Below are 26,386 nucleotides of genomic sequence, written 5' to 3' on the forward strand. Positions count from 1 at the left end.
ATGGCCGTCAGCACCTTCGACCTGTTCAAGATCGGCATCGGGCCGAGTTCCTCGCATACCGTCGGGCCCATGCGCGCCGCCGCGCGCTTCGTCGGCCACTGGCTGGTCGAGCCGGGCCGCGTCGCCGAGGTCGCGCGGGTGCGCGCCGAGGTGTTCGGCTCGCTGGCCCTGACCGGCCGCGGCCACGGCACCGACAAGGCGCTGCTGCTGGGGCTGGAGGGCCACCTGCCCGACACGGTCGATCCGGACGCCATCCCCGGCCTGCTGGCACGCATCCGCAGCGAAGGCAGCGTGCGCCTCGCCCCCGGCCACGCCATCGCCTTCGACGAGAAGCGCGACCTGGTGATGAACAAGCGCCAGAAGCTGCCGTTCCACACCAACGGCATGCGCTTCACCGCCTACGACGCCGACGGCCAGGTCATCGCCACCCGCGACTACTACTCCGTCGGCGGCGGCTTCGTGGTCAATCCCGACGAGGCGGCCGAGGACCGGATCGTCCCCGACGACACCGCCCTGCCGTATCCGTTCTCCAGCGGCGACGAGCTGCTGCAGCGCTGCGCCGACAGCGGCCTGTCCATCGCGCAGGTGATGTTCGCCAACGAGCGCGCCTGGCGCAGCGAGGAGGAGATCCGCAACGGCCTGCGCGCGATCTGGAACGCGATGCAGGCCTGCGTGGCCCGCGGCATCCGCGCCGACGGCACCCTGCCCGGTGGCCTGCACGTGGTCCGCCGCGCCCCGGGCCTGTACCGCGAACTGTCGTCCAAGCCCGAGGCGGCGATGCGCGATCCGCTGACCACCCTGGACTGGGTCAATCTCTACGCCCTGGCGGTGAACGAGGAGAACGCCGCCGGCGGCCGCGTGGTCACCGCCCCGACCAATGGCGCGGCCGGGATCATCCCGGCGGTGCTGCACTACTACGACCGCTTCTGCCCCGGCAGCACCGAGCAGGGCGTGTTCGACTTCATGCTCACCGCCGCGGCGATCGGCATCCTCTACAAGGAGAACGCGTCGATCTCCGGTGCCGAGGTCGGCTGCCAGGGCGAGGTCGGCGTGGCCTGCTCGATGGCCGCCGCCGGCCTGGCCGCAGCCCTGGGCGCCAGCCCCGGCCAGGTCGAGAACGCCGCCGAGATCGGCATGGAGCACAACCTCGGCCTGACCTGCGACCCGATCGGCGGCCTGGTGCAGATCCCCTGCATCGAGCGCAACGCCATGGGCGCGGTGAAGGCGATCAACGCCGTGCGCATGGCCCTGCGCGGCGACGGCCAGCACAAGGTCTCGCTGGACAAGGTGATCCGCACCATGCGCGACACCGGCCGCGACATGCAGGACAAGTACAAGGAAACCTCGCGCGGCGGCCTGGCGGTCAACGTCATCGAATGCTGAACAGGCGGGTGCCCGCCCGCGGCTGGTGAGCGCCACGAAAAACCCGTAACTTGGCCCATGGGGAACAGGGGGAGTTCTCGGTTCACGTGCCAGCCGCTGCCGGTTGCCAGGGGGTTCCGTTCAGCATCGCCGCCGGCCTGCGCCGGATGACGCTGGGGGCCTGCGCCTGCGTGCTGGCCTGGCTCGGCCCCGCCCTTCCGGCCGCCGCGCTGCAGCCGGACAAATCCTTCAGCGACTACGTGGGCGACACCTGGGGCGTCGAACATGGCCTGCCGCAGATCAGCGTGCTGGCGATCACCCAGGACCGCGACGGCTACCTGTGGTTCGGCTCGCAGGGCGGCCTGACCCGCTATGACGGGGCCCGCTTCATCCGCTACGGCCAGGACGACGCGCCCGAACTCGGCGGACACGTGCTGGCCCTGCACGGCACCGGCGACGGCCGGGTCTGGATCGGCACCTCGCAGGGCCTGCTGGTCTACCGCAACGGCCGCCTGCGCAGCGTGCCGCTGCTCGATGGCGAGCGCCGTCCGCAGGCGGGCTTCGCGGTGCGCTCCATCGTCGACGGCCCCGCCGGCGGCGTACTGGTAGCCGGTCCCGGCGGCGTCTACGCCAGCACCGGCACCGCCCTCGAGCTGCGCCATCCCCTGCAGGACCCGGCGCTGGACCTGCTGCGCGACGGCGAGGGCGTGTGGGCCGGAAGCGTCGGCCAGGTGTTCCACCTGGAAGGCGACTCCGTGCGCGCGTATCCGCTGCCGGCGGAGGCCGCGCAGGTCCACGTTTCCCGATTGGCCCGCGACCGCGGTGGCACGCTGTGGGCCGGTACCACGACCGGCCTGTACCGCCACGCGGACGGCAGCTGGCAGCGCGTGGCGCGGATGGCGGTGGAAGCGATGGCCGGCGACCGCGACGGCAACCTCTGGGCGGCCAGCCCGCAGCAGCTGCAGCGCCTGCGCGACGGCCGGGTGGTGGAAAGCGTCGGTGACGTCACCGGCGCGCGCGCCATCCGCGCCATCCACGAGGACCGCGACGGCAACCTGTGGATGGGCAGCATGGTCGATGGCGTCACCCGCCTGTGGAACGGCTGGACGGCGCGCCTGGACCACGAGGAAGGCCTGCACCATCCGCTGCTGTGGTCGATCGCGCGCGGGCCCGACGGGAAGGTCTGGGTCGGCGGCAGCGACGGCGTCGAGGTATTCGACGGGCGCCGTTTCCACAGCCGCGTGGCCGGCGCGCGCCTGCCGCACCCGGAGGCCTACAGCCTGCTGGTCGAACGCGACCGCACCTGGATCGGCACCCGCGCCGGCGCCGCGGTGCTGGAACGCGACCGGGTCAGCATCCCCGCGGTGCTGGCGCCGCTGCGCGCGGCGCAGGTCAACGGCATCGTCCGCGACCGCGCGAAGCGGCTGTGGTTCGCCACCAGCCAAGGCCTGTTCCTGCTGTGGCCGGACGGGAGCCTGAGCCGCTACGGCAGCGAGCAGGGCCTGCCCGACCCGCGCGTGCGGGTGGTCCACGAAACCCGCGACGGCCGCGTGCTGCTGGGCACCCACGGCGGCCTGTTCGAGTGGCGCGAAGGCCGCATCGAGCCGCTCGGCCAGCTCACCGGGCTCGACCCCGAGGCGGCGATCAGCGCGATCCACGAGCTGGACGACGGACGCTGGATCGTCGGCAGCTACACCGGCGAGGACCTGCGCCTGTTCGACGGCCAGCGCTGGACGCGGCTGGGCCGCGCCCAGGGCGTCCCGGCCAACATCGCCTTCTTCATCGCCAGCGCCGGCGACTACCTCTGGGTCGCCGGCATGCGCGGCATCTACCGCCTGCCGCTGGCCTCGCTGGCGCCGCCGCTGCGCGAACCGGTGGGCGACCTCCGCGCCGAGCTGGTGCTCAATTCCGGCGCGCGCGAACAGGGCGGCCAGCCGGGCAAGTGCTGCAACGGCGCCGGCAACAGCCGCGGCCTGCTGCTGGACGACGTGCTGTGGCTGCCGACCCGCGAAGGCGTGGTCCTGGTCGACACCCGCTTCCAGCCGGCAGGCGGCGAACCGGCGCGCGTGCTGTTCGAACGCGTGCAGGTCGGCAATGAATGGGTCGTGCCCGACCCGGTGCAGGAACTGGAACTGCCGCTGGGCGTGCGCGACGTGAAGTTCGAGTTCACCCGGCCCTCGTTCCAGCCGATGCACGCGGTGCAGCTGCGCTACCGCCTGGCCGGCTACGAGCAGGAATGGCGCTCGCTGGACGCGCCGCACCTGCGCAGCGCCACCTACACCAACCTGCCGCCGGGGCACTACCGCTTCGAGGTGGTCGACGTCGGCGACCGCGGGGGCGCCGTCGCCACGGCGCGGCTGGGGCTGGCGGTGCCGCCGCACTGGCACGAGGCGCGCTCGCTGCGCCTGCTGCTGCCGCTGCTGTTCGGGGCCCTCGCCTACCTGGCGTACCTCGGCATGCAGCGCCGCTACCGGCGGCAGAGCCGCAGGCTGGAGCAGCTGGTGCAGGAACGCACCCGCGACCTGCAGGTGGCCAACGCGCGCCTGGAAGCGCTGAGCTTCACCGATCCGCTGACCGGGCTGCGCAACCGCCGCTACCTGTCGCGGCAGATCCCCGGCGACCTGGCCCTGCACGGCCGCGACACCGCGCCGGGCGACGACGAGGTGGTGGTGTTCGCGCTGCTGGACCTGGACTACTTCAAGTCGATCAACGACGCGCACGGCCACGCCGCCGGCGACCGCGTGCTCGAGCAGCTCGGCCGGCTGCTCACCGGCATGGTGCGCAGCGGCGACTACGTGGCGCGCTGGGGCGGCGAGGAGTTCCTGCTGGTGCTGCGCCCGCAGCCGCGCGCCAGCCTGGCCCGGATCGGCGAGCGGCTGTGCGAGCAAATCCGCGCGCATGCGTTCGAACTGGACCCGGGCGAGCTGCACCGGCTGAGCGTATCGATCGGCCTGGCCGAGTACCCGCTGTTCCCCGAGGCGCCGGAACTGCTGGGCTGGGAACAGATGGTCACCCTCGCCGACCGCGCGCTGTACCGGGCCAAGTCCGGTGGCCGCGACACCTGGGCGGCCTGCCGGCCGCGCCCGGGTGCGCACCTGCCGCCGGGCCTCGAGCGACTGGAAGGTGATCCGTCGTGGATGCTCGAGCAGGGCCTGGTCGAGACCTGGGGCCCTGCAGTCGAGCGCAACCGCGACGCCCCGGCCAGTGCCGGCGACACCTCGACCGGCTAGGCCGCGGCGATCCGCAGCACGTCGTCCAGCAGCGCCGCCGCGGTCACTTCCGCGCCCGCGCCGGGCCCCTGGATCACCAGCGGTTGCCGCGGGTAGCGGTCGCTGCTGACCGCCACGCGGTTGTCGGTACCGCCGCCACCGCACAGCGGATGCGCCGCCGGCAGCGCGTGCAGGCCGACGCCGGCGCCGTCGCCATCGAAGCGGGCGATGAAGCGCAGCCGCGCACCCGCGGCGCGCGCCCGCGCCAGTTCCGCGGCCAGGGGCGCATCGAGCGACGGCAGCAGCGCATCGACCTGCCCCACGGCCGCTTCCGCCAGGTCCGCCGGCAGCAGCGAGCGCACCTTCACCTGCGAAGCCTCCAGCGGCAGGCCGGCCGCGCGCGCCAGGATGAGCAGCTTGCGGCGCACGTCCTCGCCGGACAGGTCGATGCGCGGATCCGGCTCGGTATAACCAGCGGCCGCGGCCGCGCGCACCAGCGCCGAGAACGGCCGCGAGCCGTCGAAGTTGCCGAACAGCCAGGCCAGCGAGCCGGAGAGCACGCCTTCCACCGCGTGGATGCGGTCGCCACCGGCGACCAGCGCGCGCAGGCTGCCGAGCACCGGCAGGCCGGCGCCGACGGTGGCGCTGTCGCCATAGCGCGCGCCGCTGCTGCCCTGCGCGTCGTTGATGGCCTGCGAACGCGACAGCGCGGCGCCGTGGCCAAGCTTGTTCGCGGTGACCACGTGGACGCCGCGCGCGAGCCATTCGGCATGCCAGCCGGCGACCTGGTCGCTGGCGGTGGCATCGACCACGATGTCGTCCTCGTGGAGCGCCTCGGCCTCGGCCCAGCCGGGCAGCGTGGTCTCGCGGCGCGGCGCCGCCTTCACCGCGGACAGTGCCTGCGCCAGTCCCGCTTCGCAGGTCTGCACGCCGCGCGAGTTGGCCAGCCAGGCCACCTGCGGCAGCGCCAGCCCGCGCGACTGCAGCGACTGGTAGCGATCAACGAAGGCGGTGCCGACGGTACCGGTGCCCAGCACCGCCAGGCGCCGCACCGGCGCGGTGCGTTCGCGGCCGGCGCGCGTGCCCGGACGCGGCTGCGGCCGCAGCACTGCGCTCATGCGTCCACCCGTTTGCGGGCCAGCTCGGCATCCGCGTCGGCCGCGGCACGCACCGCCGCATCCAGCGCGGCGGCGACGTCGGCCACCAGGTCCTCGGAGGCTTCGATGCCGATGGACAGGCGCAGCAGGCCGTCGGAAATGCCGGCCTTGGCGCGCGCCTCGGCGCTCATCGCCGCGTGGGTCATGGTCGCCGGATGCGCGACCAGGCTTTCCACGCCGCCCAGCGACTCGGCCAGGGTGAACCAGCGCAGCGAATCGACGAAGGCGCGCACCGCCGCCTCGCCGCCGCGCAGCTCGAAGCTGAGCATCGCACCGAAGCCGGCCTGCTGGCGCGCGGCCAGCGCATGGCCCGGGTGCGACGGCAGGCCGGGGAAGTAGACCTTCTCCACCGCCGCATGGCCGTCGAGCAGCGCCGCGATCGCGTTGGCGTTCTCCTGGTGCACGCGCATCCGCGCATCCAGGGTACGCAGGCCGCGCAGGGTCAGGAAGCTGTCGAACGGCGAGCCGGTCAGGCCCAGCGCGTTGGCCCACCAGACCAGCTGCTGGTGCACCTCCGGGTCGGCCGCGACCACCGCGCCGCCGACCACGTCGCTGTGGCCGTTGACGTACTTGGTAGTCGAATGCAGGACCAGGTCGGCGCCGAACGACAGCGGCTTCTGCAGCGCCGGCGAGAGGAAGGTGTTGTCGACCACCACCAGCGCGCCGGCCCTGTGCGCGGCCTCGATCACGAAGCGCAGGTCGGTGACGCGCAGCAGCGGGTTGGACGGCGTCTCCACCAGCACCAGCTTCGGCGAACGGCCCAGCGCATCGGCCAGCGAGCGCGGATCGGTCAGGTCGGCGGTGACCAGTTCGAAGTGGCCCTTGGCGGCCAGCGCGTTGAACAGGCGCCAGCTGCCGCCGTACGCGTCGTGCGGCACGACCAGGGTGTCGCCGGGCTGCAGCAGCGCGTTGAGTACCAGGGTGATCGCGCCCATGCCGGTGGCGGTGACCACGCCGCCGGCGCCGCCTTCCAGTTCGGCCAGCGCCTCGCCGAGCAGGTCGCGGGTCGGGTTGCCGCTGCGGGTGTAGTCGTACTGCCGCTTGTTGCCGAAGCCGGCGAAGCTGAAGTTGCTCGACAGCACGATCGGCGGGGTGACCGCGCCATAGGCGGCATCGCGGTCGATGCCGGCGCGCACGGCGGCGGTGGCGGAACGACAGGCGGGGGAGGTTTCCTGGCTCACGGGTGGGCTCCGTTGCCGCGCAGCACGGCGGCGAGAATGAGGTCGATGCGGTCGGTTTCCTTGAGGAAGGTGTCGTGCCCGTAGGGCGAGCGCAGCACGCGCAGCTGGCCGCGGCCCTGCAGGCCTTCGACCAGGTTCACCGAATCGGACAGCGGCACCAGGCGGTCGCCCTCCACGGCGACCACGGTCACCGGCACGCCTACCGCGGCCGGATCGACGCGGTGCAGGTCGATCGACTCGGACAGGCGCAGGTAGGCGGTGACCGGGGTGCGCGCCACGTACTGGGCGCCGGCGGCGTCGAGGTAGTCCTCGGCCGCGCAGCGCACGCGGCCGTTGACGATCTCCGGCGCGCTGTCGAAGCGCTCGCCGAATTCCTCCGGCGTGCGGTAGCTGAGCATCGCGAACTGCCGCGCCAGGGCCAGGCCGGCGGCATCGGCGCACTGCAGCTGGCCCAGGGCGACGGCGCGGCGCTGCAGCGCGCGCCAGGCCGAGGCATACGGATGCGGGCGATGCGCGCCGCTGACCGCGACCAGCCGCCGCAGCCGCGCCGGATGGCGGACGGCGAACTGCAGCCCGACCATCGCGCCATAGGAATAGCCGACGAAGGCCTGCAGTTTCCCGATGCGCAGCGCGTCCAGCAGCAGCGCGATCGCATCGGCCTGGTCGGTGGTGTCGATCGGGGCGTCGAGGCGGCCGTCGGCGCCGACGTAGTCGAAGGCCACGACGCGGGTGCGGGCCGGATCCAGCGTGCGCCCGGCGGCGACCAGCGCGTCGGCCCAGCCGCGTTCGGCGAATACCTCGCTGGCCGAGACATGGCGATGCGCGGAAATGCCGCCGGCCACGAACACCGCCGGCGCATCGGCCGGGCCCTGGACCTCGTAGCGCAGCCGCAGCTCGCGCGTGCCGGCATGGCGCATCGGCAGGCAAATCGCGATCTCGCCGCGCACGGCGGACGCAACGGTATCGCCGGACGGCAGCGGCGTGCCGGCGAAGGTCTCGACGGTGTCTCGGGATTCGGGCTGGAGGACGGTGTTCACGAGGCTCATGGCGGGGATTCCGGGGAAAACCGCCATCGAGCCTTCGCGGGGCCCGCGTTCGCCGTGCGCTGGCACGGTTCGAACCATCTTCCGGCAGACCGCGTGGGTCCCCGCAGGATTTGGCACCTGGCTGGACGCTTTCGCGCCCGCTGGCTGCCCCGGCATCAAAGGGCCTGTCCCTCCGCCGGTCTCGATGGCCCGGCCAGACTGCCACCGGCCCGCGGCCCTGTCAATCGTTTCATCTGCATGAAGCGATGAATATCCCCTTCCCGCCCGCCCCTGTCCCTGCGGATAATCGGTTACATGCCCACCTTTCCACGCATCCTCTGCGCCGTCCTGGCCCTGGCCGCGGCGCTTCCCACCCCGCGCGCGCCTGCGGCCACCCCGACGACGGTGATCCGCGAGGCCTGGATCTCCGAGCCGGTGCCCGACGAGGAAATGGACTCGCTGGGGCTGTGGCGTCCGGCCGGCGGCGGCAGCCCCTGGCTGCTGGCCTCGGCCAAGGACGGCGCACGCCTGCTGGTGTTCGATGCCGACACCGGCATCCGCATCGGCGCCTCCGGCGGCCCCGGCGAGGGCCCGGGCCAGTTCCGTCGCCCCAACGGCGTGGCGGTGGCCGGCGACCTGCTGTTCGTGGTCGAGCGCGACGCGCGGCGGGTGCAGGTGCTGCAGCTGCCGCAGTTCCGCGTGCTCGGCGAGTTCGGCCGCGAGCAGCTGCAGCTGCCCTACGGCATCTGGCTGGACACCAGCGACGGCGGCGCGATCACCGCCTACGTGACCGACAGCTTCATGGAGGATTTCGCCACCTCGCGGTTGCCACCGGTGGAACGGCTGGCCGAACGGGTGAAGCGCTACCGGGTCGGCGTCGACGCGCACGGCGCGCTGCAGGCGGAATACGTGGACGCGTTCGGCGACACCGGCGAGGCCGGCGCGCTGCGCATGGTCGAGTCCATCGCCGGCGACCCGGCGCATGGCCGCATGCTGATCGCCGAGGAGGACCGCCGGGTCGGCTCGACCCTGCGCGAGTACTCGCTGCAGGGCCGCTACCTGGGCCGCAACCTGCCGCCGTTCGCCAGCGACGCCGAGGGCGTGGTGCTGTGGGATTGCGGTGGCGGCGCCGGTTACTGGATCGCCGCCGACCAGGTCGAGCCCACCCTGTTCCGGCTGTTCGACCGCGACACGCTCGCGCCGGCCGGCCGCTTCACCGGCATGCGCACCGCCGGCACCGACGGCGTGGCCCTCGGCGGGCCGACGCCGCGCTTCCCGCACGGCGCGCTGTTCGCGCTGCACGCCGACGTGTCGGTGGCCGCGTTCGACCTGGGCGAAGTCGCGCGGCGCCTCAAGCTGGCACTGGCCTGCCGCGGATGAATCCGCGCACCCTCCGGCGGATGCTGGCGACCGCGCTGGTCGCGCTGCCGCTGGCCGCACCGGCGGACGCGGCGCGGTTCTGGCCACGGCCGGACTCGAAGGACACGCCGCCGGCGCCGCGGGCGCCGCAGTCCACCGTGGACCGGCCCGCTTCGCCCGGCGAACCGGTGCGGTTGCAGGTGGGCGACCGCGGCAGCCACTACGAGGTTTCCGTGCGCAACCACGCGCCCGGCCCGATGCAGGTCCACCTGGGCCTGGCGCGCGCCAGCAACCTGCGCGCGGTGCCGGCGCTGCCGCTGGAGGCGGTGCTGCCAGCCGGCACGCAGCGGGTGCTGGCGCGGCTGTATCCGCTCGATCCGCGCCAGGAAAGCCGCTTCGACCTCGACCTGCGGCAGCTGCCCGGCGATCCGCGCGCGCGGCCGGCCGACGTCGAATACCGGCTGCCGTTCGACCACCAGCAGGTACGCATCGACCAGGCCTTCGGCGGTCGCTTCAGCCACGCCGATGCGGAGAACCGTTACGCGGTGGACTTCGCCCTGCCCGAAGGCACCCCGGTGCTGGCCGCGCGCGAGGGCACCGTGCTGCAGGTGGAATCGGACTTCGCCCGCGCCGGCCTGGACCGCGAGCGCTACGGCGGCCGCGCCAACTACGTGCGGATCCTGCATCCGGACGGCAGCATGGCCCTGTACGCCCACCTCAAGCCCGAAGGCGTGCTGGTCCGCCCCGGCCAGCGCGTGCGCCAGGGCCAGCGCATCGCCCTGTCCGGCAACACCGGCTTCAGCACCGCCCCGCACCTGCACTTCGTGGTCCAGGTCAACCGTGGCATGCGCCTGGAGGCGATCCCGATCCGGATGTTCGGCGCCCTGGGCGAGCTGAAGTTCGCCCGCGACACGGGGACTCGTTCGCGCTGAAGCCCACCGCGGACCACGCCGGCGCTTGACTTCGCCCCAAGTGTATTGTTGTATTGATACACATGGATGCACGCCTGCTGCACGTCAACCCCGCGCTGCCCGAGCCGATCTACCGCCAGATCGCCGAGCAGCTGCGGCGCCTGGTCAGCGCCGGCCAGCTGCGCCCCGGCGACGCCCTGCCGTCGGTGCGCGAGGTCGCCGCCGCGCACGCGATCAACCCGATGACCGTGTCCCGCGCCTACAGCCAGCTGGAGGCCGAGGGCGTGCTGGAGCGGCTGCGCGGCAAGGGCATGGCGGTGGCCGCGCGGCGCCAGCGCAGCGACAGCGTGGCCGCGCGCATGCAGCAGCTGGAACCGGCGCTGCGCGAGGCCGCGCGCCACGGCCGCGAACTGGAACTTCCCGTGGACCGCGTGCTCGCGCGGCTGCGGCAACTGCTCGAGGAGGAGGACGCATGAACGCACTGGCCACCGCCGTCGCACGGCACGACCTGGACCTGGACCTGCCCTTGGCCGCCACCGGCCTGCGCCTCGCCTACGGCCGCCGCGAGGTTCTGCGCGGCATCGACCTGGAGGTCCCGCGCGGCGAAGTACTGGGCCTGATCGGCCGCAACGGCGCCGGCAAGAGCAGCCTGATCGGCTGCCTGCTCGGCCTGCTGCGGCCGCAGGATGGGCAGGCGCGCTTGATGGGCGCGCCGGCGCTGGCCCTGGACGACGCGCGCAAGGCCCGGCTCGGCTACGTGCCGCAGCAGCCGCAGGCCTTCGGCTGGATGAAGGTCGGCCAGCTGTTCCAGTACCTGGGCCAGCTGTATCCGGGCTGGGACCCGGCGCATGCAGCCGCGCTCCTGCGGCGCTGGGAGATCGATCCGGCGCGCGCGATCGGCAAGCTCTCCCCCGGCGAAGCCCAGCGCCTGGCCATGGCCCGCGCGCTGGCGCCGCGGCCGGCTTTGCTGGTGCTGGACGAGCCGGCCTCGGCCCTGGACCCGGTGGCCCGGCGCGAACTGCTGCGCGAGCTGGTCGAACAGGCCATGGACACCGGGACCACGGTGCTGTTCTCCAGCCACATCGTCAGCGACCTGGAGCGGGTGGCCTCGCGGGTGGCGTTCCTGCACGACGGCCGCCTGCTGCTGGACCGCGCCCTGGACGAGGTGAAGGACGGCGTGGTCCGGGTCGTCGTGCCGACCGAGGCGGCCGCGCGCCTGCCGGCTGCATTCCGCGGCGAACTGGCGCGTCGCGCCCTCGACGACGGCACCGCGAGCCTGGTCCTGACGGGCCGCGAGGGCTGGCAGGACCTGCTGCTGGTCGAAGGCGTGCGGGTGGACCGGCTGGGCCTGGAAGACCTGTTCATCGAGGTGGCCGGATGAACGCCATCGCTGAGCGTCCACGCCTGTCGTATCCGTCGCTCGCGCCCCTGCGCACCATCCTGGCCGCCGGCGGCTGGGCCAATGCGCTGATCCTGCTGGGTATGGGGGCTGGCCCGCTGCTGGTGCTGATCGGCTTGCAGCCCGACACGGCATCCAATCTCGGACTGATGCTGTCCGCCGTGTTCACCATGTTCTGGGCCATGCTGGCCGGCGCACGGCTGATCGCGCTGACCGTACACGCCGCGCGGCTGCGGCTGCCCCACACCGGCCGCCAGGCCCTGCTATGCGGCCTGGCCGCGGCGGTCCTGGTCGTGCTGGTGCCGGCCCTGATCATGACGATGGCGACCGGGGGCGGATTCGCCCTGGCCGCGGCCGCGCTGGCGGCCGCCACCGCGCTGGGCCTGTTCTGGGTGAGCATGCCGCCGTGGATGATGTGGGTGCTGATCGCCTCGGGCGTGGCCGCGCGCTGGCTGCCCGGTAGCCTCGACGACGCTACCGCGCGGGCCTGGCTCGGCTCTCCCCTGTTCATCGCCGCGTTGGCGGCGCTCCTGTTCGCCGCCAGCGCGTCCTGCTGGTGGTGGATCGCGCGCCGTCCGCGGCCGCAGGGCACCTGGTCCACGCCGATGGCCCTGGCGCTGCCGGCCGATGGCCGCGGTTCGCTGGAACAGGCGCAGCAGGCGAACTGGAACTCGCCACTGTTCGCGCTGGACACGCCGATCGGCAGCGCCCTGCACCGCGAGCCGCAGCAGGCGCTGGCCATCGCCCTGGGCCCCGGCTTCGGCCGCGGCACCCTGCGCAACGTGCTGGCCACCCAGGGCCCGATCGTCGCGGTGGCGCTGTTCTGGCTGCTGCTCGGCAACACCACCGGCGGCCGCGGCCACATCGGCCTGGCCTTCGCGCCGCTGATGGTGCTCAGTACCGCCTTCGCCCCCATGATCCGCCTGCAGACGCTGTTCTGGCGCCCGGCGCTGGGCCTGCACGAACTGGCGCTGCTGCCCGGCCTGCCCGCGCGTCCGGCGCCGTCGCTGGCCGCCCAGCTAGGCCGGCAGGCGATCGTGCGCAGCCTGCCGGCGCTGGCGGTGATGGCCGGCTTCGGCCTGGCGGTGGACGCGCCGCGCGGGTACTACCTGATGCTGGGGTGGACCTGCGCCGGCAGCCTGTTCCTGATGTCCGGGGCGACCCTGCTATCGCTGCGCTCGCGGCCGGGGCGCTGGGCCTGCGCGGCGCTGGTGGTGGCGCTCATCCTGGGGTTGATGGCGACCATGCTGGCCACGATGCGCGGCGACCCGCCGTCCTGGCTGCACACGGCCTGGAGCCTGGTCCTGATCGCGGGGGTGCTCCTGCAGGGCGCGGCGCTGGCGCGGCTGCGGGCGCTCCCGCATCCCTGGCTGCAGAACTAGCGTCGGCCCGCCCCGTATAATCGCCGGCTTTCCGCTCCGAGCAAGCGCCTTCCGGCGCCCGACCCCATGTCCGAAGTCTCCACCGAAGCCGCGCGCCGGCGCACCTTCGCGATCATCTCGCACCCCGATGCCGGCAAGACCACGCTGACCGAGAAGCTGCTGCTGTTCGGGGGCGCGATCCAGATGGCCGGTTCGGTCAAGGGCCGCAAGGCCGCCCGCCACGCCACCTCCGACTGGATGGCGCTGGAGAAGGAGCGCGGCATCTCGGTGACTTCCTCGGTGATGCAGTTCCCCTACGAGGGCCGCATCGTCAACCTGCTCGACACCCCCGGCCACGCCGACTTCGGCGAGGACACCTACCGCGTGCTCACCGCGGTGGACTCGGCGCTGATGGTCATCGACGTGGCCAAGGGCGTGGAGGAGCGCACGATCAAGCTGATGGAGGTGTGCCGCCTGCGCGCCACCCCGATCATGACCTTCATCAACAAGCTCGACCGCGAGGGCAAGGACCCGATCGAGCTGCTGGACGAGGTCGAGACGGTCCTGGGCATCCAGTGCGCGCCGGTGACCTGGCCCATCGGCATGGGCCAGCGCCTGAAGGGCGTGGTCCACCTGGTGACCGGCGAGGTCCACCTGTACGAGCCGGGCCGCAACTTCACCCGCCAGGATTCGACCATCTTCCCGTCGCTCGACGCGCCGGGCCTGGAGGAGAAGATCGGCGCGGAGATGCTGGCCGGCCTGCGCGACGAACTGGAACTGGTGCAGGGCGCCAGCCATCCGTTCGACAAGGATGCGTACCTGCGCGGCGAGCAGACGCCGGTGTTCTTCGGTTCGGGCGTGAACAACTTCGGCGTGCAGCCGCTGCTGGACTTCTTCGTCGAGCATGCGCCGCCGCCGCAGCCGCGCGCGACCACCACCCGCGAGGTGGCGCCGCAGGAGGAGAAGCTTACCGGCTTCGTGTTCAAGATCCAGGCGAACATGGACCCGCAGCACCGCGACCGCGTGGCGTTCATGCGGGTGTGCTCGGGCAGGTTCACCGCCGGGATGAAGGCCTTCCACGTGCGCAGCGGCAAGGAGCACAAGCTGGCCAACGCACTGACCTTCATGGCCTCCGACCGCGAGATCGCGGCCGAGGCCTACCCGGGCGATGTGATCGGCATCCATAACCACGGCACGATCTCCATCGGCGATACCTTCACCGAGGGCGAGAGCCTGTCGTTCACCGGCATCCCGAACTTCGCGCCGGAGCTGTTCCGCCGCGCGCGCCTGCGCGACCCGCTCAAGCTCAAGCAGCTGCAGAAGGGCCTGGCGCAGCTGTCGGAGGAAGGCGCGACGCAGTTTTTCCGTCCGCTGATGAGCAACGACCTGATCCTGGGCGCGGTCGGCGTACTGCAGTTCGACGTGGTCGCGTACCGGCTCAAGGACGAGTACGGGGTGGACGCGAGCTTCGAGCCGGTCGGGGTGGCGACGGCGCGCTGGGTCCACTGCGACAACGCGAAGAAGCTGGAGGAGTTCCGCGAGAAGAACGCGATGAACCTGGCGATCGACGCGGCCGGCGAGCTGGTCTACCTGGCCCCGACCCGGGTCAACCTGCAGCTGGCCCAGGAACGCGCCCCGGACGTCCGCTTCTCCGCCACCCGCGAGCACGCGCACAGCCAGTCGGTGGACTGAGGCGGAACCGCCAGCCCGGATGCTGTTGTTGTCGCTGACGGCGGCAACGACAGCAGCAACGGCAGCAACGGCAACGGCGTCAGGGTGGTCGGCTTCGGATGGAGCCGCGGCAGCGCGCCTTTCAGCACATCCGGGTCGTGGCTTCGTTCTTGCTCCCCTCTCCCCGGGGGAAGGGCTTTTGCATCGCGCCACCAATCGAAGCCCTGGCCTCGACGCCACCCGGGGACGCCGTGCCAAGGGGCATGGCGCAAGCAGGCCATCCATGGCCTGCGCGCACGAGCGCAGCGCGAGCGGTCAGGGACGGGCGCGTGGCGACGCGCCGGACGTCGCCAGCGTTCCGGTTCATTCCCGGCGCGGACGGCAGAACCGCGCGATGCGCCATACCCCGTGGGTGCGGCGGCCCCGTCGGAAGCGGTGCTTCTGCCTGGCTCCTGCACCAGTGACCAGCCAAACCTCACCGATCAGGGAAGCACCGACCACCATTCCACGCGCACGCCACGCGTACTGATGCAAGCTCACGCGGCCTGCGGTAACGTGCGCGCCATGCCGGATGCCCCACCCCCCCCACGAGACACCGCGCACCCGCTGCGCGACGAAATCGCCAATGCCCTGACCCACGGCCTCGGTGCCGCCGCCGCGCTGGCCGGTGGCGCGGTGCTGATCACCCTGACCGCGATCTACGGCGACGGCTGGCAGCTGGCCGGCGCGATCGTGTTCGGCGTGGCCCTGTTGCTGCTCTACACCGCCTCGACCCTGTACCACGCGATCCAGCACCCGGTGGCCAAGGGCCGGCTGAAGGTGTTCGACCACTGCGCGATCTACCTGCTGATCGCCGGCACCTACACCCCGTTCACCCTGATCGGGCTGCGCGGGCCGTGGGGCTGGAGCCTGTTCGCGGCGATCTGGACCCTCGCCCTCGGCGGCGTGGTCTTCAAGCTGTTCTACACCGGCCGTTTCAAGCGCCTGTCGACGGCGATCTACATCGCCATGGGCTGGCTGGTGGTGGTGGCGATGAAGCCGATGATGCAGTCGCTGGATGCCTGGACGCTGGGCTGGCTGCTTGGCGGCGGCGTGTTCTACACGCTGGGCACGTTCTTCTACCACCGCGAGTCGATCCCCTACTCGCACGCGATCTGGCACCTGTTCGTGATCGGCGGCAGCGTCTGCCACTTCGTCGCGGTCAGCTCGCACGTGCTGATGCCGAGGCTGCAGGCACCCTGAACACCGGCGGCGGCCGCGAATCCGCGTGAATCGGGGCCGGGCAATTCGCGTGGCCTCCACGGGGCGTCCCGATACTGGGAAGCATGAACGCGCCAGCCCCATCCGAGCGACGCGCACGCTGGCGCTTCCCCCGCCTCCGGCGGCCCTCGCGCCGTGCCGGCATAGTGCTCGGGGTGGTGGCCGCGGCGATCGCGCTGCTGGTCCTGCTCTGGGACTGGAACTGGTTCAAGGGGCCGCTGCAGCGTGCGCTGTCTGCGGCGACCGGGCGCGAGTTCGTGATCGACGGCGACCTGGACGTCGCCCTGGGCCGCACCATCACCGTGTCCGCCGACCGCCTGCACCTGTCCGATGCGCCGTGGTCGAAGCGCCCGCGGATGGGCAGCGCCGATCGCGTCGAGGTCGACATCGCGCCCTGGCCGCTGCTGGCACTGCGCCTGCGCATGAAGGAACTGCGCGCGGTCCGGCCGGACGTGTGGCTGCAGACCGCGCCGGACGGCAAGGGCGGCAACTGGGAGTTCGGCGACGGGGCGCGCGACCGGGGAGAGCCGCGCTGGCGGCTGGACCGGCTTCGGGTCAGCGAGGGGCGCCTGCGTTTCATCGACGCGGCCAGGAAGACCGATATCGATGTCGCCCTCGACAGCATCACGCCGGAAGGCGATGAGACGCGTACGGAAGGCGCGCCGGTGGCGGTCGCCGGCAAGGGCCACTGGCGCGGTGCGCCGTTCCACATCGAGGGCCAGGCGGCCTCGCCGCTGGAGCTGGCCGACACCGGCACGCCCTACCGCGTGGACCTGGACGCGCGCGCCGGCGCCACCCGCGCCAGCGCCACCGGCACGCTGACCAATCCGTTCCGCTTCCAGACCTTCGACCTGCGGATGAAGCTGTCCGGGCAGGACCTGGCGGACCTGTACCCGCTCCTGGGCCTGGCCCTTCCGCCCTCGCCGCCCTACTCGCTCGACGGGCGCCTGCGCCGCAACGGCGAGCTGTGGCGTTATGACGGCTTCAAGGGCCGGGTCGGCGACAGCGACCTGTCCGGTGACGTGCAGGTCGATGTCTCCGGCGAGCGGCCGCGCTTCGAGGCGCAGCTGCTGTCGCGCCAGCTGGACTTCGACGATCTCGGCGGTTTCCTCGGCGCGCCGCCGTCCACCGGGGGCGACGAGACCGCCAACGCCCGGCAGGAGGCCGAGGCGGCGCGGCGCGCGGCCAGCGCGCGCCTGCTGCCGGACACGCCCTACGACCTGGCCAAGCTCAACGCGATGGATGCCGACGTGCGCTGGCGGGCGCGGAAGATCCACGCGCCGAAGCTGCCGATGATCGAGGACATGGACGCGCGCCTGCTGCTGGAAGCCGGCCGGCTGCGCCTGGAGCCACTGGATTTCGGCGTGGGCGGCGGCAACGTGCGCGCGGACATCCGCATGGACGCACGCCGCGCGCCGATCGACACGCAGGCCAGGATCAGCGTGCGGGGCGTGGAGCTGCCGAAGCTGCTCGCCAAGGCCGAACTGGCCCGCGGCGCGGTCGGCCGGATCGGCGGCGACATCGCCCTGCACGGCCGCGGCAACTCGGTGGCGGCGATCCTCGGCAGCGCTGACGGCGATGTCGCCCTGGGCATGGGCCGCGGCCGCATCAGCAACCTGGTGATGGAATTCGCCGGCCTGGATATTGCCGAGTCGCTGAAGTTCCTCCTGACCGAGGACCGCCAGGTGCCGATCCGCTGCGCCTTCGCCGACTTCGGCGTGAAGGACGGGCTGATGACCTCGCGTGCGCTGGCCTTCGACAGCACCGACACGATCATCGTCGGCGAGGGCACGGTGAACCTGGACGACGAAAGTTTCGACCTGCTGCTGCGCCCGCGACCCAAGGACCGCAGCATCCTGACCTTCCGCTCGCCGCTGCGCGTGGGGGGCACGTTCAAGGATCCGTCGTTCCGCCCGGACATGGCCGCGCTGGGCCTGCGCGGCGCCATCGCCCTGGCGCTGGGCAGCATCACCCCGCCGGCGGCGCTGCTGGCGACCTTCGAGGCCGGCCCCGGCGAGGACAGCGACTGCGGCGGGCAATACGCCCGCTAGCGCGGAATCAAGAAGCGATGTAGCGCTGCAGCTGTTCCAGCTCCATCTGCTGGTCGGCGATCACCGCCTTGACCAGGTCGCCGATGGAAATCACCCCGACCACGCGGCCCTGCTCCATCACCGGGAGGTGGCGGATGCGGCGGTCGGTCATCAGCTGCATGCAGGCCGGCACGGGCGTGTCCGGGGTAACGGTGACCACCTGGGCGGTCATGATCGCGCTGGCCGGCGTGTCGGCCGAGGAACGCCCCTGCAGCACCACTTTCCTGGCGTAGTCGCGTTCGGAAAGGATCCCGGCCAGCATCTCCCCGCGCAGCACCAGCACCGCGCCGATGGACTTCTCGGCCATCAGCCGGATCGCTTCCACCACCGGCGCCTCCGGCGCCACCGCGTAGACCTCAGCCGGCTTCTCCGCCAGCAATTGACGTACCGTGCGCATGTGCGCCTCCGTCAGCGGGTTCCTGCGCCGAGGATACTCCCGCGGCCGGCTGCCAGGTGTCGACGAGGTACAGCGGGCGCTGCTTGGCCTCGTCGTACAGCCGCCCCAGGTATTCGCCGATCAGGCCCAGCGCGATCAGCTGCACGCCGCCCAGGAACAGGATCACCACCATCATGGTCGGCCAGCCGGCCACCGGGTCGCCCCACAGCAGGGTCTTGGCCACCACCGCCACGCCGGCGGCGAACGCGCCCAGCGCGGTGAGCAGGCCGACGTAGGTCGCCACCCGCAACGGCGCGGTGGAGAAGCTGGTGATGCCCTCCAGGGCGAAGTTCCACAGCCGCCACAGGCCGAACTTGCTGCGCCCGGCCAGGCGTGGCCCGCGCCGGTACGGCAGCGCCACGCGGCGGAAGCCGATCCAGCCGAACAGGCCCTTCATGAACCGGTGCCGCTCGCGCAGCCGCGACAGCGCGGCCAGCGCGCGCGGCGACAGCAGCCGGTAGTCGCCGGTGTCGGCCGGCACCGGGGTATGCGAAAGGCGGCCGATCAGGCGGTAGAAGACCGCGGCCGCGCCGCGCCGCACCCAGCCCTCGCCTTCACGGGCGATGCGGGTGCCGTAGACGTCGTCCCAGCCCTCGCGCCAGCGCGCGACGAACTGCGGGATCAGTTCCGGCGGATCCTGGCCGTCGGCGTCGAGGATCATCGCCGCGCCGTCCTCGACCTGGTCCAGGCCTGCGGTCAGCGCCGCCTCCTTGCCGAAGTTGCGCGACAGCCGCAGCAGGGCCACGCACTGGTCGGCGGCGGCGATCCGCCGCAGCACCTCCCAGGTGGCGTCGCGGCTGCCGTCGTCGACGTAGAGCACGCGGCCATCCAGGCCCTCCACCGAATCCAGCGCCGCGCGGATGCGCGGGTGCAGCAGCGGCAGGGCCTCGGCCTCGTTGCACGCCGCCACCACCACGGTCAGGCGGTCGCAGGCGCTGTCGTCGGGGACGGCGGGCACGCGCCCGGCGGGGGTCTCGGCCATGCTCAGTCCAGCTGCTCCAGGTAGTGCCTGCCGCCCAGCTGGCGCATCTGCCGCTGGATCCAGGCCGCGCGGCGCTGCACGTACGGACCCTGCCGGGTCGCACTGTAGCGCCGCGGCGCCGGCAGCACCGCCGCCAGGCGCGCGGCGTGCGCCGCGTCCAGCCGGCTGGCGTCCTTGCGCCAGAAGCTGCGCGCGGCCGCCTGCGCGCCGTACACGCCGTCGCCGAACTCGGCGATGTTCACGTGCACCTCCAGGATCCGCCGCTTCGGCCACATCAGCTCGATCAGCACGGTGTACCAGGCTTCCAGGCCCTTGCGCGTCCAGCTGCGGCCCTGCCAGAGGAACAGGTTCTTGGCCACCTGCTGGCTGATCGTGCTGGCGCCGCGCACGCGGCGGCCGCGCCGGTTGTTGTCGATCGCCTTCCCGATCGCCTCCATGTCGAAGCCACGGTGGCGGGCGAAGTTCTGGTCCTCCGCGGCGATCACCGCCAGCGGCAGGTACGGGGAGATCTCCTCCAGGTCGCGCCAGTCGTAGGCGACGCGGAAGCCCCAGTCGCGCTGCGCCCAGGCCTCGAACTGGCGGGCCACCATGAATGCCGAGGTCGGCGGGTCGATGAAGCGCAGCAGCGCCACCTGCAGCACGGTCACGCCCACGAACAGCAGCGGCAGCCACAGCGCCCACCGCAGCCACCGCCAAAGACGCCTGCCGCGTTTGCCGCTCCCGCTGGCGATGGCTGCCCCCTGTCTGTCGATGCCCGGGGGAATGATAATGCGCCAACTTCCCGGCCAGATCCGTTTATGAACACGCGTTCCACCGAACGTTCCGCCGAACTGATCGCAGCGCTGGTCGCCGAAGCCGAGTCCCTTACCCGCCATGGCCGCATGCGCGAGGCCGGCGCGATGTGGGAACGCGTGCTCGGGATGGATCCCGCGCACGCCACCGCGCTCACCCAGCTCGGCGGCCTGGCCCTGGCCGCCGGCGACCTCGACCAGGCGCAGCACTACCTGGAGCGCGCGATCGCCGTCGCGCCCCGCCTGGCGATGGCCCATGCCCACCTGTCGCGGGTCCACGCCCAGCGCGGCGACCGTGCCGCGGCGCTGGCGGCGATCGACGCGGCCATCGCCGCCGATCCCACCGCCTGGGGCCCGCAGCTGGAGAAGGCGCGCCTGCTCGAGGCCGGCGGCGACCACCGCGCCGCCGCGCTGCACTGGGGCAACATGCTCACCTACATGCCCGAGGCGCTGCAGCGCCAGACCAATGTGCAGGCACTGGTGCGGCAGGCACAGGTGGCCGTGCAGCGCACCCGCGACGAACTCGGCGCCTACCTCGAGGACAACCTGGCGCCGCTGATCAAGGGCCACGACGCGCGCGAGGTCGAACGCATCCGCCATTCGCTGGACATCCTCGCCGGCCGCCGCACCTTCGTCACCGCCAAGCCGCTGACCCTGCCGATCCCGCGCCTGCCGGCGATCCCGATCTTCCACCGCGAGGACTTCGACTGGGCGCCGGAAGTGGAGGCCGCCTTCCCCGACATCCTCGAGGAACTGCACAACGTGCTGGGCGACCCGTCCGGGTTCGAACCCTACGTGCAGACCCCCGAGGGCCAGCCCAAGGGCCAGTTCGCCGCGCTCGACCGCAACATCGACTGGGGCGCCTACTTCCTGTGGAAGCACGGCCGCCGCATCGACCCCCAGGCCGACGCCTGCCCGCGCACCGAGGCCGCGATCGCCCGCGCCCCGCAGATGAAGGTGCCCGGCCGCGCGCCGGTCATCTTCTTCTCGGCCCTGCGCCCGGGCGTGCACATCCCGCCGCACAACGGCGCCACCAATGCGCGCCTGACCGTGCACCTGCCGCTGATCGTCCCGCCCGAATGCGGCTTGCGGGTGGGCGAGGAAGTCCATATCTGGGAACCCGGGCGGCTGGTGATGTTCGACGACACCATCCGCCACGAAGCGTGGAACTTCAGCGACCGCCTGCGCGTGGTGCTGATCTTCGACGTCTGGCACCCGATGCTTACCCCGCTCGAGCGCGAGCTGGTGGTGGCGATGACCCAAGGCCTGATGGGCTTCTACGGCAACGACGCCGACCTGGGAGAACTGTGAACGAAACGCCCCGAACCGACCTGCTGACCCGCTTCCTCCTGCCCCACGCGGGGGTGCGCGGGGTCCACGTCTGCCTGCAGGACAGCTGGACCGAGCTGCTTTCCCACGCCAGCTACCCGCCGCTGGCGCGGCGGCTGCTGGGCGAAGCCTGCGCCGCGGCGGCCATGCTGACCGCGCACGTGAAGGTCGACGGCCGCCTGTCCGTGCAGCTGCGCGCCGACGCCGGGGTCAAGCTCCTGTTCGCCGAATGCACCGCCGCCGGCCAGCTGCGCGGCATCGTCCAGCTCGACGGCGGCGACGCGCCGGCCGACCTGCGCGACCTGCCCAACCCGACCCTGGCCATCACCATCGAGAACCCGGGCCTGGACCCGCGCGAACCGCTGCGTTACCAGAGCCTGGTCGAGCTGGTCTCGGCCGAGCTGGACGAGGTCCTGCAGGACTATTTCCGGCAGTCCGAGCAGCTGCCCAGCCGCCTGCTGCTGGCCGCCGACGGCGACCGCGCCAGCGGGCTGATGCTGCAGAAGCTGCCCGGCGACTCCGGCGACGACGACGGCTGGGCCCGCGCCTGCGCCCTGTTCGACACCCTCACCGCCGCCGAACTGGCCGCCACCCCGGGGCCGGTACTGCTGCACCGCCTGTTCCACGAGGAGGCCCCGGAGCTGCTGGCGCAGAAGCCGCTGGCCTTCGGCTGCTCCTGCTCGCGGGAGCGGGTCGCGGCCATGCTCGAATCGCTGGGCGAGGCCGAGGCCCGGGCCGCCGCCGGGGAGGCCGGCCAGGCCAAGATCGCCTGCGGATTCTGCGGCCGCCGCTATCACTTTTCTTTGGCGGAAATCGGCGTATTGTTCGAGCAGCCGTCGGCCAACGCGCCGACGCCCGACCGGCTGCAGTAGCCGGGGAAGCTGTTCTGGGGAGGGCGGCGCTTGTTAACTAAACGTAAATCCCATACGATCGGCCTACCGCCGGCCCGGGAACTCCTCCCGTCGCCGCTGGTCTGAGAGACCGTCCATGACCCTGCGCCGCCTGCCACTGCTGGCCGTACTGCTGACCGCGCTCTGCGCGGGCCCGGCCGTGCACGCCCAGCAGGCGCGTGGCGCCAACGCCAGCGCGGCCAGCGACAAGGCCCCGCAGACGGTCCTGCCGGTGTGGAACAAGGGCAGCGGCAAGGTCGAAGCCGTGCTGCTGCTGGAACCCACCGGCCAGGCCGGACCGGGCGCCCGCTGGCGCTTCGGCAACAACACCCTCGACGCCGCCTTCGGCCTGGGCGCGGGCGATTCGCTCGGCCTGCTCTGCAACGGCCCCGGCGGCGCCGACATCAGCAGCCTGGCCAGCCACTGCCTGCTGGCCAGCCTCGGCGACGACGCGGCCTCCAGTCCGTCGCGCCGGCTGTCGGCCACCACCGCAATCAGCCGCCAGGGCAACCGTTTCGGCCTGACCGCCGGCGCTACCCAGGCCTCGGGCCTGCCGGCGTGGCTCAGCGGTGGCGCCAGCGGCACCAGCCTGGCCCAGGCCGACCGGATCGAGCAGAACGACCTGCAGGTCTTCGGCCAGAAGGCGCTGGGCACCGAGGCCTTCGTGTCCATCGCCGGCACCTATGCGCGGGCGCGCCTGGTCCCGCTGTCGGACGCGGCGCCGGGCCTGGCCGACCGCTGGGATACCAAGAGCCTGAGCGTGGGCGGCGGCTACGGCCCGTTCAGCGCCAGCATCATCGGCCGCGTGGTCGACGTCCCCGGCCGCCCGGACGGCAAGTGGGAAGGCCTCGGCCTGGGCCTGACCTGGCGCACCCCGTGGAGCGGCCAGCTCACCGTCGGCGCCGAAAACGTGGTGACCCGCGGCAAGAACCCCTTCTCGCCGTCCAACGGCGGCGCCGAGGAAGGCACCATCCCCTACGTGCGCTACGAGCAGGGCCTCTGAGGCCTGGCCCGCGGCGTTCCGGCGCACCCGCCGGAACCTGGCACCTCCCGTCGAATCCCGACCCGGTCGCGGCGCATGCCGGAGGCTGGCGGGCGATAATCGCCCTCCCCCGCCCTGCCCGCGCCTTCCGATGACGGCTTCCGATTTCCCCGATTCCCTGCAGCAGGCCGCCCTGCTCGAACGCCACGGGCGCCCCGGCGACGCCCTGCAGGCCCTGCAGCGCGCCGCCACGGAAGCCGGCGGCGATCCGCAACAGCACCGCGGCATCGCCCAGGCCGCCATGCGCCTGGGCTCGCCCGCCCTGGCCCTGGCGGCGATGCGGCGGGCGGTGGAGCTGGCTCCCGGCAACCCCGGCCCGCGCTTCGAGCTGGCCTGCCTGCTCGCCCACGAAGGCCACCACGCCGAAGCCGTCGGCCATTTCCAGGCCACCGTCGCCGCGCAGCCGCTCAATGCCCAGGCCTGGTACCTGCTCGGCCTGGCCCTGCAGCGGGGCGGCCGCCATGGCGACGCCCTGCAGGCGCTGCGCCGCTCCCGGGCGCTGGCGCCGGGCAACCCTCGCCTGGCGCCGGCCCTGGCCGAGGCGGAGTTCCACGCCGGCTATCCCGAGGACGCCCTGCCCCTGTGGCAGGCGCAGCTGCGCGAGCGGCCGGATGACGTCAACGCGCTGCTGCGCACCGCCGAAACCTTCAACCGGCTGGGCCGCCACGACGAAGCGCTGGCCCTGCTGCGCGACGCCAGCGCGCGCCTGGCGCAGGCCGGCGACCTGTGGGTGGCCCTGGCCCAGACCGCCGAAGACGCCGGCGACCGCGAGGCGGCGCGCCAGGCCTACCGCCAGGCCCTGGCGGGTCGCCCGGACTGGGCCTTCCCGGTCAGCGGCCTGCTCGGCCTGGACCGCGGCAAGGCCGACGAGGCCCTGGTTGGCCAGGCCCGCGCGCTGATGGCGCGCCCGGACCTGCCCGATCCCGACCGCGCCCTGGTCGGCTACGAGCTGGGCAAGGTCCACGATGCGCGCGGCGAGTACGCCGAAGCGATCGAGTGCTGGCACCAGGCCAATGCAGCGCGGCGGCGGATGATCGGCCCGGGCGATGCGGCGGGCTTCGCCGGCGCGGTGGGCCGGATCATCGCCACGCTGGACGGGCCGCGGCTGCGCGCCCGCACCGCGCGCTGGCCGGGCAACCCGGACCCGCGGCCGCTGTTCATCGTCGGCATGCCGCGCAGCGGCACCACCCTCACCGAGCAGATCCTCGCCGCGCATCCGGCCGGCCATGGCTGCGGCGAACTGCCGGACATCGCCCTGGTCGCGCGCAACCTGCCGGCCACCGCCGGCCCGGGCCGCGACTGGCCGGAATGCATCGACGACCTGCCCGACGCCGCGCTCGACGAAGCGGCGCGCCGCTACCTGCGCGCGGCCACGCGCCACGCGCCGGCGCAGGCGCAGCGGCTGGTCGACAAGGCGCCGCTGAACTTCTTCCACCTGGGCCTGGTCGCCGTGCTGTTCCCGAACGCGCGCGTGATCTGGTGCCGGCGCGACCCGCGCGACATCGCCGTGTCGGTGTATGGCGAGAACTTCGCCCTGGAGGAGAAGCTGGCCTGCGACCTCGGCGACATCGGCCACTACATCAACCAGCAGACCCGGCTGATGCGCCACTGGCAGGCGCAGCTGCCGCTGCCGGTGCTGGAGCTGCACTACGAGGCGCTGGCCACCGATCCTGAGGCGCAGGCACGGCGCCTGGTCGAATTCGCCGGGCTGGACTGGGATCCGGCCTGCCTGGAATTCCACCGCAGCGGGCGCGGCGTGCAGACGCCCAGCCGCTGGCAGGTGAAGCAGCCGATCTATACCCGCTCGATCGGCCGCTGGCGCCACTACGCGGCGCACCTGGAACCGCTGCTGGCGGTGCTCGACCGCGACGCCTACCCGTCGTCGGTGGACGTGGCCACGAACGACCAGGCCAGCACGCCCTCGGCCTGACGCAGCTCGTCGATGCGCACCTGCGCATCCGGCCGCGTCGCGCGTACCTGCGCGGCCATCTCCTCGACCTGCGCGCGTTGCAGCGCGTGGGCGACCATCTCGGCGGTGCGCAGGCGCGCGCCCTCCAGTTCCCCCGCATAGCCACGCAGCGCCTCGGCGGCCTGGCGGGTGTTCTCCGGGCGCACGCCGGCGAGCAGGCGCTGCACGGCGCTGGCCGACTCGTGGAGCAGGTCGGGGACTGGCGAGGCCGCCGCCGCATCGGCCAGCGCGCGCATCGCCAGGTTGTAGCGCTCGCGCGCGGCGTTGGCGGTGGCCACATCCTGGATCGGCACCCCCGAGCGCGCCTGCGCGATCCACGGGATCACCTCCAGCGCGGCGCGCAGCAGGCCGTCCTCGCCGAGCAGGCGCGCGTGGTGCGCCAGTTCCTCGCGCCCGACCCGCACCAGCACCGAACCGGCGTGGTGCATCACCAGGGCCAGCGTCGCCGTCGGCCTGGATACACGCAGGCATTCGGCCAGCGCGCGCGGACGGTCGGAGTATTCGAAGCCGAACTGGCTGGCAACGCAGTCGAAGCGCGCCGCCTCGAATGGCAGCGCCTCCATGCGTACGCCCGGGTGGAAACGCACCGAACGGTGCGTGCCGGGCTGGTGCCACGGCGGCGACAGCGCGGCCAGGTCCACCGCATCCACCTCGATCGCGTCGCCGCGCAGCTCCCACAGCAGCAGCGGCAGCGGGCCGTTGCCGGTGGCCAGGTCGAGCACGCGCGCGCCCGCGGCCAGGCCGGCGCCCAGCGTGCGCCAGAACGTGCCGATCGCGCCGTCGTAGTTGCCGGCATAGCTGCCGACGCAGGAATGCAGGCGGCCGCTGGACCAGTACCGGGTCCAGGCCTCGCGTCGCCCGTTGTCGCCGTGTTCGTGCATCGCGCAAGGATGCGGGCGAAACGCCGTGCTGCCAAGCGCGGAAGCTGGCGGCTTGCGCGGCACGCAAGGAGTAACGTGCGC

General features: G+C 72.8%; 21 protein-coding genes and 1 riboswitch. Of the genes, 14 read left to right on the forward strand and 7 right to left on the reverse strand.

Going from position 1 to position 26,386, the window contains the following annotated elements; all coding sequences use genetic code 11:
- Together PSEJ35_RS0102115 and PSEJ35_RS15150 are read left to right on the forward strand one after the other, a co-directional pair.
- Window positions 1-1,383 (forward strand): L-serine ammonia-lyase, encoded by a 1,383-nt coding sequence (locus PSEJ35_RS0102115; protein WP_028916342.1) that lies wholly within the window; start codon window positions 1-3, stop codon window positions 1,381-1,383.
- Between the two features lie 86 nt (window positions 1,384-1,469).
- Entirely contained in the window at window positions 1,470-4,592 is a 3,123-nt protein-coding gene (locus PSEJ35_RS15150) for a ligand-binding sensor domain-containing diguanylate cyclase (RefSeq protein WP_156924703.1), read from the forward strand.
- Here PSEJ35_RS15150 and PSEJ35_RS0102125 read toward each other — a convergent pair.
- Genes PSEJ35_RS0102125 through PSEJ35_RS0102135 form a run of 3 tightly spaced genes read right to left on the reverse strand, consistent with a single transcriptional unit; the run spans window position 4,589 to window position 7,955 of the window.
- A complete protein-coding gene (locus tag PSEJ35_RS0102125) occupies window positions 4,589-5,689 on the reverse strand; it encodes a homoserine dehydrogenase (RefSeq protein WP_028916343.1) in 1,101 nt (366 codons plus the stop codon). The two genes, PSEJ35_RS15150 and PSEJ35_RS0102125, sit on opposite strands and share 4 nt — an antisense overlap.
- Window positions 5,686-6,909 (reverse strand): O-succinylhomoserine (thiol)-lyase, encoded by a 1,224-nt coding sequence (locus PSEJ35_RS0102130; RefSeq protein WP_028916344.1) that lies wholly within the window; start codon window positions 6,907-6,909, stop codon window positions 5,686-5,688. Before PSEJ35_RS0102130 ends, PSEJ35_RS0102125 begins: the two co-directional genes overlap by 4 nt.
- Window positions 6,906-7,955, reverse strand: coding sequence for a homoserine O-succinyltransferase (locus tag PSEJ35_RS0102135; protein WP_028916345.1), 1,050 nt, complete (start codon window positions 7,953-7,955; stop codon window positions 6,906-6,908). The genes PSEJ35_RS0102130 and PSEJ35_RS0102135 overlap by 4 nt, the downstream gene beginning before the upstream one ends.
- A 71-nt stretch (window positions 7,956-8,026) precedes the next feature.
- Window positions 8,027-8,146: riboswitch (SAM riboswitch) on the reverse strand.
- A gap of 103 nt (window positions 8,147-8,249) precedes the next feature.
- Between PSEJ35_RS0102135 and PSEJ35_RS15155 the strand changes: the two genes are divergently transcribed.
- The 8 genes from PSEJ35_RS15155 to PSEJ35_RS0102175 all read left to right on the forward strand — a co-directional run bounded on the left by PSEJ35_RS15155 (window position 8,250) and on the right by PSEJ35_RS0102175 (window position 17,946).
- On the forward strand, window positions 8,250-9,314 hold the full coding sequence (locus PSEJ35_RS15155) for a hypothetical protein (protein WP_051412430.1): 1,065 nt from the start codon (window positions 8,250-8,252) through the stop codon (window positions 9,312-9,314).
- Window positions 9,311-10,225, forward strand: coding sequence for a M23 family metallopeptidase (locus tag PSEJ35_RS0102145; protein WP_232207558.1), 915 nt, complete (start codon window positions 9,311-9,313; stop codon window positions 10,223-10,225). Before PSEJ35_RS15155 ends, PSEJ35_RS0102145 begins: the two co-directional genes overlap by 4 nt.
- 62 nt (window positions 10,226-10,287) lie before the next feature.
- A complete protein-coding gene (locus tag PSEJ35_RS0102150) occupies window positions 10,288-10,680 on the forward strand; it encodes a GntR family transcriptional regulator (RefSeq protein ID WP_028916347.1) in 393 nt (130 codons plus the stop codon).
- Complete coding sequence (locus PSEJ35_RS0102155) at window positions 10,677-11,585, forward strand: ABC transporter ATP-binding protein (protein ID WP_028916348.1); 909 nt, start codon at window positions 10,677-10,679, stop codon at window positions 11,583-11,585. Before PSEJ35_RS0102150 ends, PSEJ35_RS0102155 begins: the two co-directional genes overlap by 4 nt.
- Complete coding sequence (locus tag PSEJ35_RS0102160) at window positions 11,582-12,985, forward strand: hypothetical protein (RefSeq protein ID WP_028916349.1); 1,404 nt, start codon at window positions 11,582-11,584, stop codon at window positions 12,983-12,985. Before PSEJ35_RS0102155 ends, PSEJ35_RS0102160 begins: the two co-directional genes overlap by 4 nt.
- 66 nt (window positions 12,986-13,051) lie before the next feature.
- Window positions 13,052-14,656, forward strand: coding sequence for a peptide chain release factor 3 (locus tag PSEJ35_RS0102165; protein ID WP_028916350.1), 1,605 nt, complete (start codon window positions 13,052-13,054; stop codon window positions 14,654-14,656).
- A 543-nt stretch (window positions 14,657-15,199) separates the two neighbouring features.
- The gene (locus tag PSEJ35_RS0102170) at window positions 15,200-15,877 is read left to right on the forward strand and encodes a hemolysin III family protein (RefSeq protein ID WP_051412431.1); all 678 of its coding nucleotides are present in this window, start codon (window positions 15,200-15,202) and stop codon (window positions 15,875-15,877) included.
- An 83-nt stretch (window positions 15,878-15,960) separates the two neighbouring features.
- Window positions 15,961-17,946 (forward strand): AsmA family protein, encoded by a 1,986-nt coding sequence (locus PSEJ35_RS0102175; protein ID WP_028916352.1) that lies wholly within the window; start codon window positions 15,961-15,963, stop codon window positions 17,944-17,946.
- Window positions 17,947-17,953: 7 nt separating this feature from the next.
- On the opposite strand, the gene PSEJ35_RS0102180 is transcribed toward PSEJ35_RS0102175, so the two are convergent.
- The 3 genes from PSEJ35_RS0102180 to mtgA are packed head-to-tail and all read right to left on the reverse strand — an operon-like array spanning window position 17,954 to window position 20,134.
- The gene (locus PSEJ35_RS0102180; protein ID WP_028916353.1) at window positions 17,954-18,382 is read right to left on the reverse strand and encodes a CBS domain-containing protein; all 429 of its coding nucleotides are present in this window, start codon (window positions 18,380-18,382) and stop codon (window positions 17,954-17,956) included.
- A complete protein-coding gene (locus PSEJ35_RS0102185; RefSeq protein WP_051412432.1) occupies window positions 18,342-19,403 on the reverse strand; it encodes a glycosyltransferase family 2 protein in 1,062 nt (353 codons plus the stop codon). Before PSEJ35_RS0102185 ends, PSEJ35_RS0102180 begins: the two co-directional genes overlap by 41 nt.
- A gap of 2 nt (window positions 19,404-19,405) precedes the next feature.
- Complete coding sequence (gene mtgA / locus PSEJ35_RS0102190; RefSeq protein ID WP_028916355.1) at window positions 19,406-20,134, reverse strand: monofunctional biosynthetic peptidoglycan transglycosylase; 729 nt, start codon at window positions 20,132-20,134, stop codon at window positions 19,406-19,408.
- Between the two features lie 66 nt (window positions 20,135-20,200).
- Here mtgA and PSEJ35_RS16545 point away from each other — a divergent pair, with 66 nt between their 5' ends.
- From PSEJ35_RS16545 to PSEJ35_RS0102210, 4 genes are all read left to right on the forward strand, one after another.
- Window positions 20,201-21,505, forward strand: a complete 1,305-nt coding sequence (locus PSEJ35_RS16545; RefSeq protein WP_156924704.1) for an aspartyl/asparaginyl beta-hydroxylase domain-containing protein — start codon at window positions 20,201-20,203, stop codon at window positions 21,503-21,505.
- A complete protein-coding gene (locus tag PSEJ35_RS0102200) occupies window positions 21,502-22,395 on the forward strand; it encodes an Hsp33 family molecular chaperone HslO (protein WP_028916356.1) in 894 nt (297 codons plus the stop codon). The genes PSEJ35_RS16545 and PSEJ35_RS0102200 overlap by 4 nt, the downstream gene beginning before the upstream one ends.
- A gap of 115 nt (window positions 22,396-22,510) precedes the next feature.
- A complete protein-coding gene (locus tag PSEJ35_RS0102205; RefSeq protein ID WP_037082124.1) occupies window positions 22,511-23,416 on the forward strand; it encodes a hypothetical protein in 906 nt (301 codons plus the stop codon).
- Between the two features lie 130 nt (window positions 23,417-23,546).
- Window positions 23,547-25,385, forward strand: coding sequence for a tetratricopeptide repeat-containing sulfotransferase family protein (locus tag PSEJ35_RS0102210; RefSeq protein WP_028916358.1), 1,839 nt, complete (start codon window positions 23,547-23,549; stop codon window positions 25,383-25,385).
- Here the strand turns inward: PSEJ35_RS0102210 and PSEJ35_RS16550 are convergent.
- Window positions 25,328-26,305 carry a methyltransferase domain-containing protein gene (locus tag PSEJ35_RS16550; protein WP_051412434.1) on the reverse strand — a complete coding sequence of 326 codons (978 nt, stop codon included), beginning with the start codon at window positions 26,303-26,305 and terminating at the stop codon, window positions 25,328-25,330. The two genes, PSEJ35_RS0102210 and PSEJ35_RS16550, sit on opposite strands and share 58 nt — an antisense overlap.
- Window positions 26,306-26,386 lie beyond the last annotated feature (81 nt).

It is taken from the genome of Pseudoxanthomonas sp. J35 (assembly GCF_000513995.1).
In the GTDB taxonomy this organism is placed as follows: domain Bacteria; phylum Pseudomonadota; class Gammaproteobacteria; order Xanthomonadales; family Xanthomonadaceae; genus Pseudoxanthomonas.

What these genes read in the sequence shown, in the direction of transcription:
- PSEJ35_RS0102150 (WP_028916347.1), top strand. Translation starts at nt 10,288, where the DNA reads ATGGATGCACGCCTGCTGCACGTCAACCCCGCGCTGCCCGAGCCGATC.
- PSEJ35_RS16550 (WP_051412434.1), bottom strand. Translation starts at nt 26,305, where the DNA reads ATGCACGAACACGGCGACAACGGGCGACGCGAGGCCTGGACCCGGTAC.
- PSEJ35_RS0102115 (WP_028916342.1), top strand. Translation starts at nt 1, where the DNA reads ATGGCCGTCAGCACCTTCGACCTGTTCAAGATCGGCATCGGGCCGAGT.
- PSEJ35_RS0102155 (WP_028916348.1), top strand. Translation starts at nt 10,677, where the DNA reads ATGAACGCACTGGCCACCGCCGTCGCACGGCACGACCTGGACCTGGAC.
- PSEJ35_RS0102160 (WP_028916349.1), top strand. Translation starts at nt 11,582, where the DNA reads ATGAACGCCATCGCTGAGCGTCCACGCCTGTCGTATCCGTCGCTCGCG.
- PSEJ35_RS0102175 (WP_028916352.1), top strand. Translation starts at nt 15,961, where the DNA reads ATGAACGCGCCAGCCCCATCCGAGCGACGCGCACGCTGGCGCTTCCCC.
- PSEJ35_RS15155 (WP_051412430.1), top strand. Translation starts at nt 8,250, where the DNA reads ATGCCCACCTTTCCACGCATCCTCTGCGCCGTCCTGGCCCTGGCCGCG.
- PSEJ35_RS0102125 (WP_028916343.1), bottom strand. Translation starts at nt 5,689, where the DNA reads ATGAGCGCAGTGCTGCGGCCGCAGCCGCGTCCGGGCACGCGCGCCGGC.
- PSEJ35_RS0102180 (WP_028916353.1), bottom strand. Translation starts at nt 18,382, where the DNA reads ATGCGCACGGTACGTCAATTGCTGGCGGAGAAGCCGGCTGAGGTCTAC.
- PSEJ35_RS0102170 (WP_051412431.1), top strand. Translation starts at nt 15,200, where the DNA reads ATGCCGGATGCCCCACCCCCCCCACGAGACACCGCGCACCCGCTGCGC.
- PSEJ35_RS0102135 (WP_028916345.1), bottom strand. Translation starts at nt 7,955, where the DNA reads ATGAGCCTCGTGAACACCGTCCTCCAGCCCGAATCCCGAGACACCGTC.
- PSEJ35_RS0102165 (WP_028916350.1), top strand. Translation starts at nt 13,052, where the DNA reads ATGTCCGAAGTCTCCACCGAAGCCGCGCGCCGGCGCACCTTCGCGATC.
- PSEJ35_RS0102205 (WP_037082124.1), top strand. Translation starts at nt 22,511, where the DNA reads ATGACCCTGCGCCGCCTGCCACTGCTGGCCGTACTGCTGACCGCGCTC.
- PSEJ35_RS0102145 (WP_232207558.1), top strand. Translation starts at nt 9,311, where the DNA reads ATGAATCCGCGCACCCTCCGGCGGATGCTGGCGACCGCGCTGGTCGCG.
- PSEJ35_RS0102210 (WP_028916358.1), top strand. Translation starts at nt 23,547, where the DNA reads ATGACGGCTTCCGATTTCCCCGATTCCCTGCAGCAGGCCGCCCTGCTC.
- PSEJ35_RS0102185 (WP_051412432.1), bottom strand. Translation starts at nt 19,403, where the DNA reads ATGGCCGAGACCCCCGCCGGGCGCGTGCCCGCCGTCCCCGACGACAGC.
- PSEJ35_RS16545 (WP_156924704.1), top strand. Translation starts at nt 20,201, where the DNA reads ATGAACACGCGTTCCACCGAACGTTCCGCCGAACTGATCGCAGCGCTG.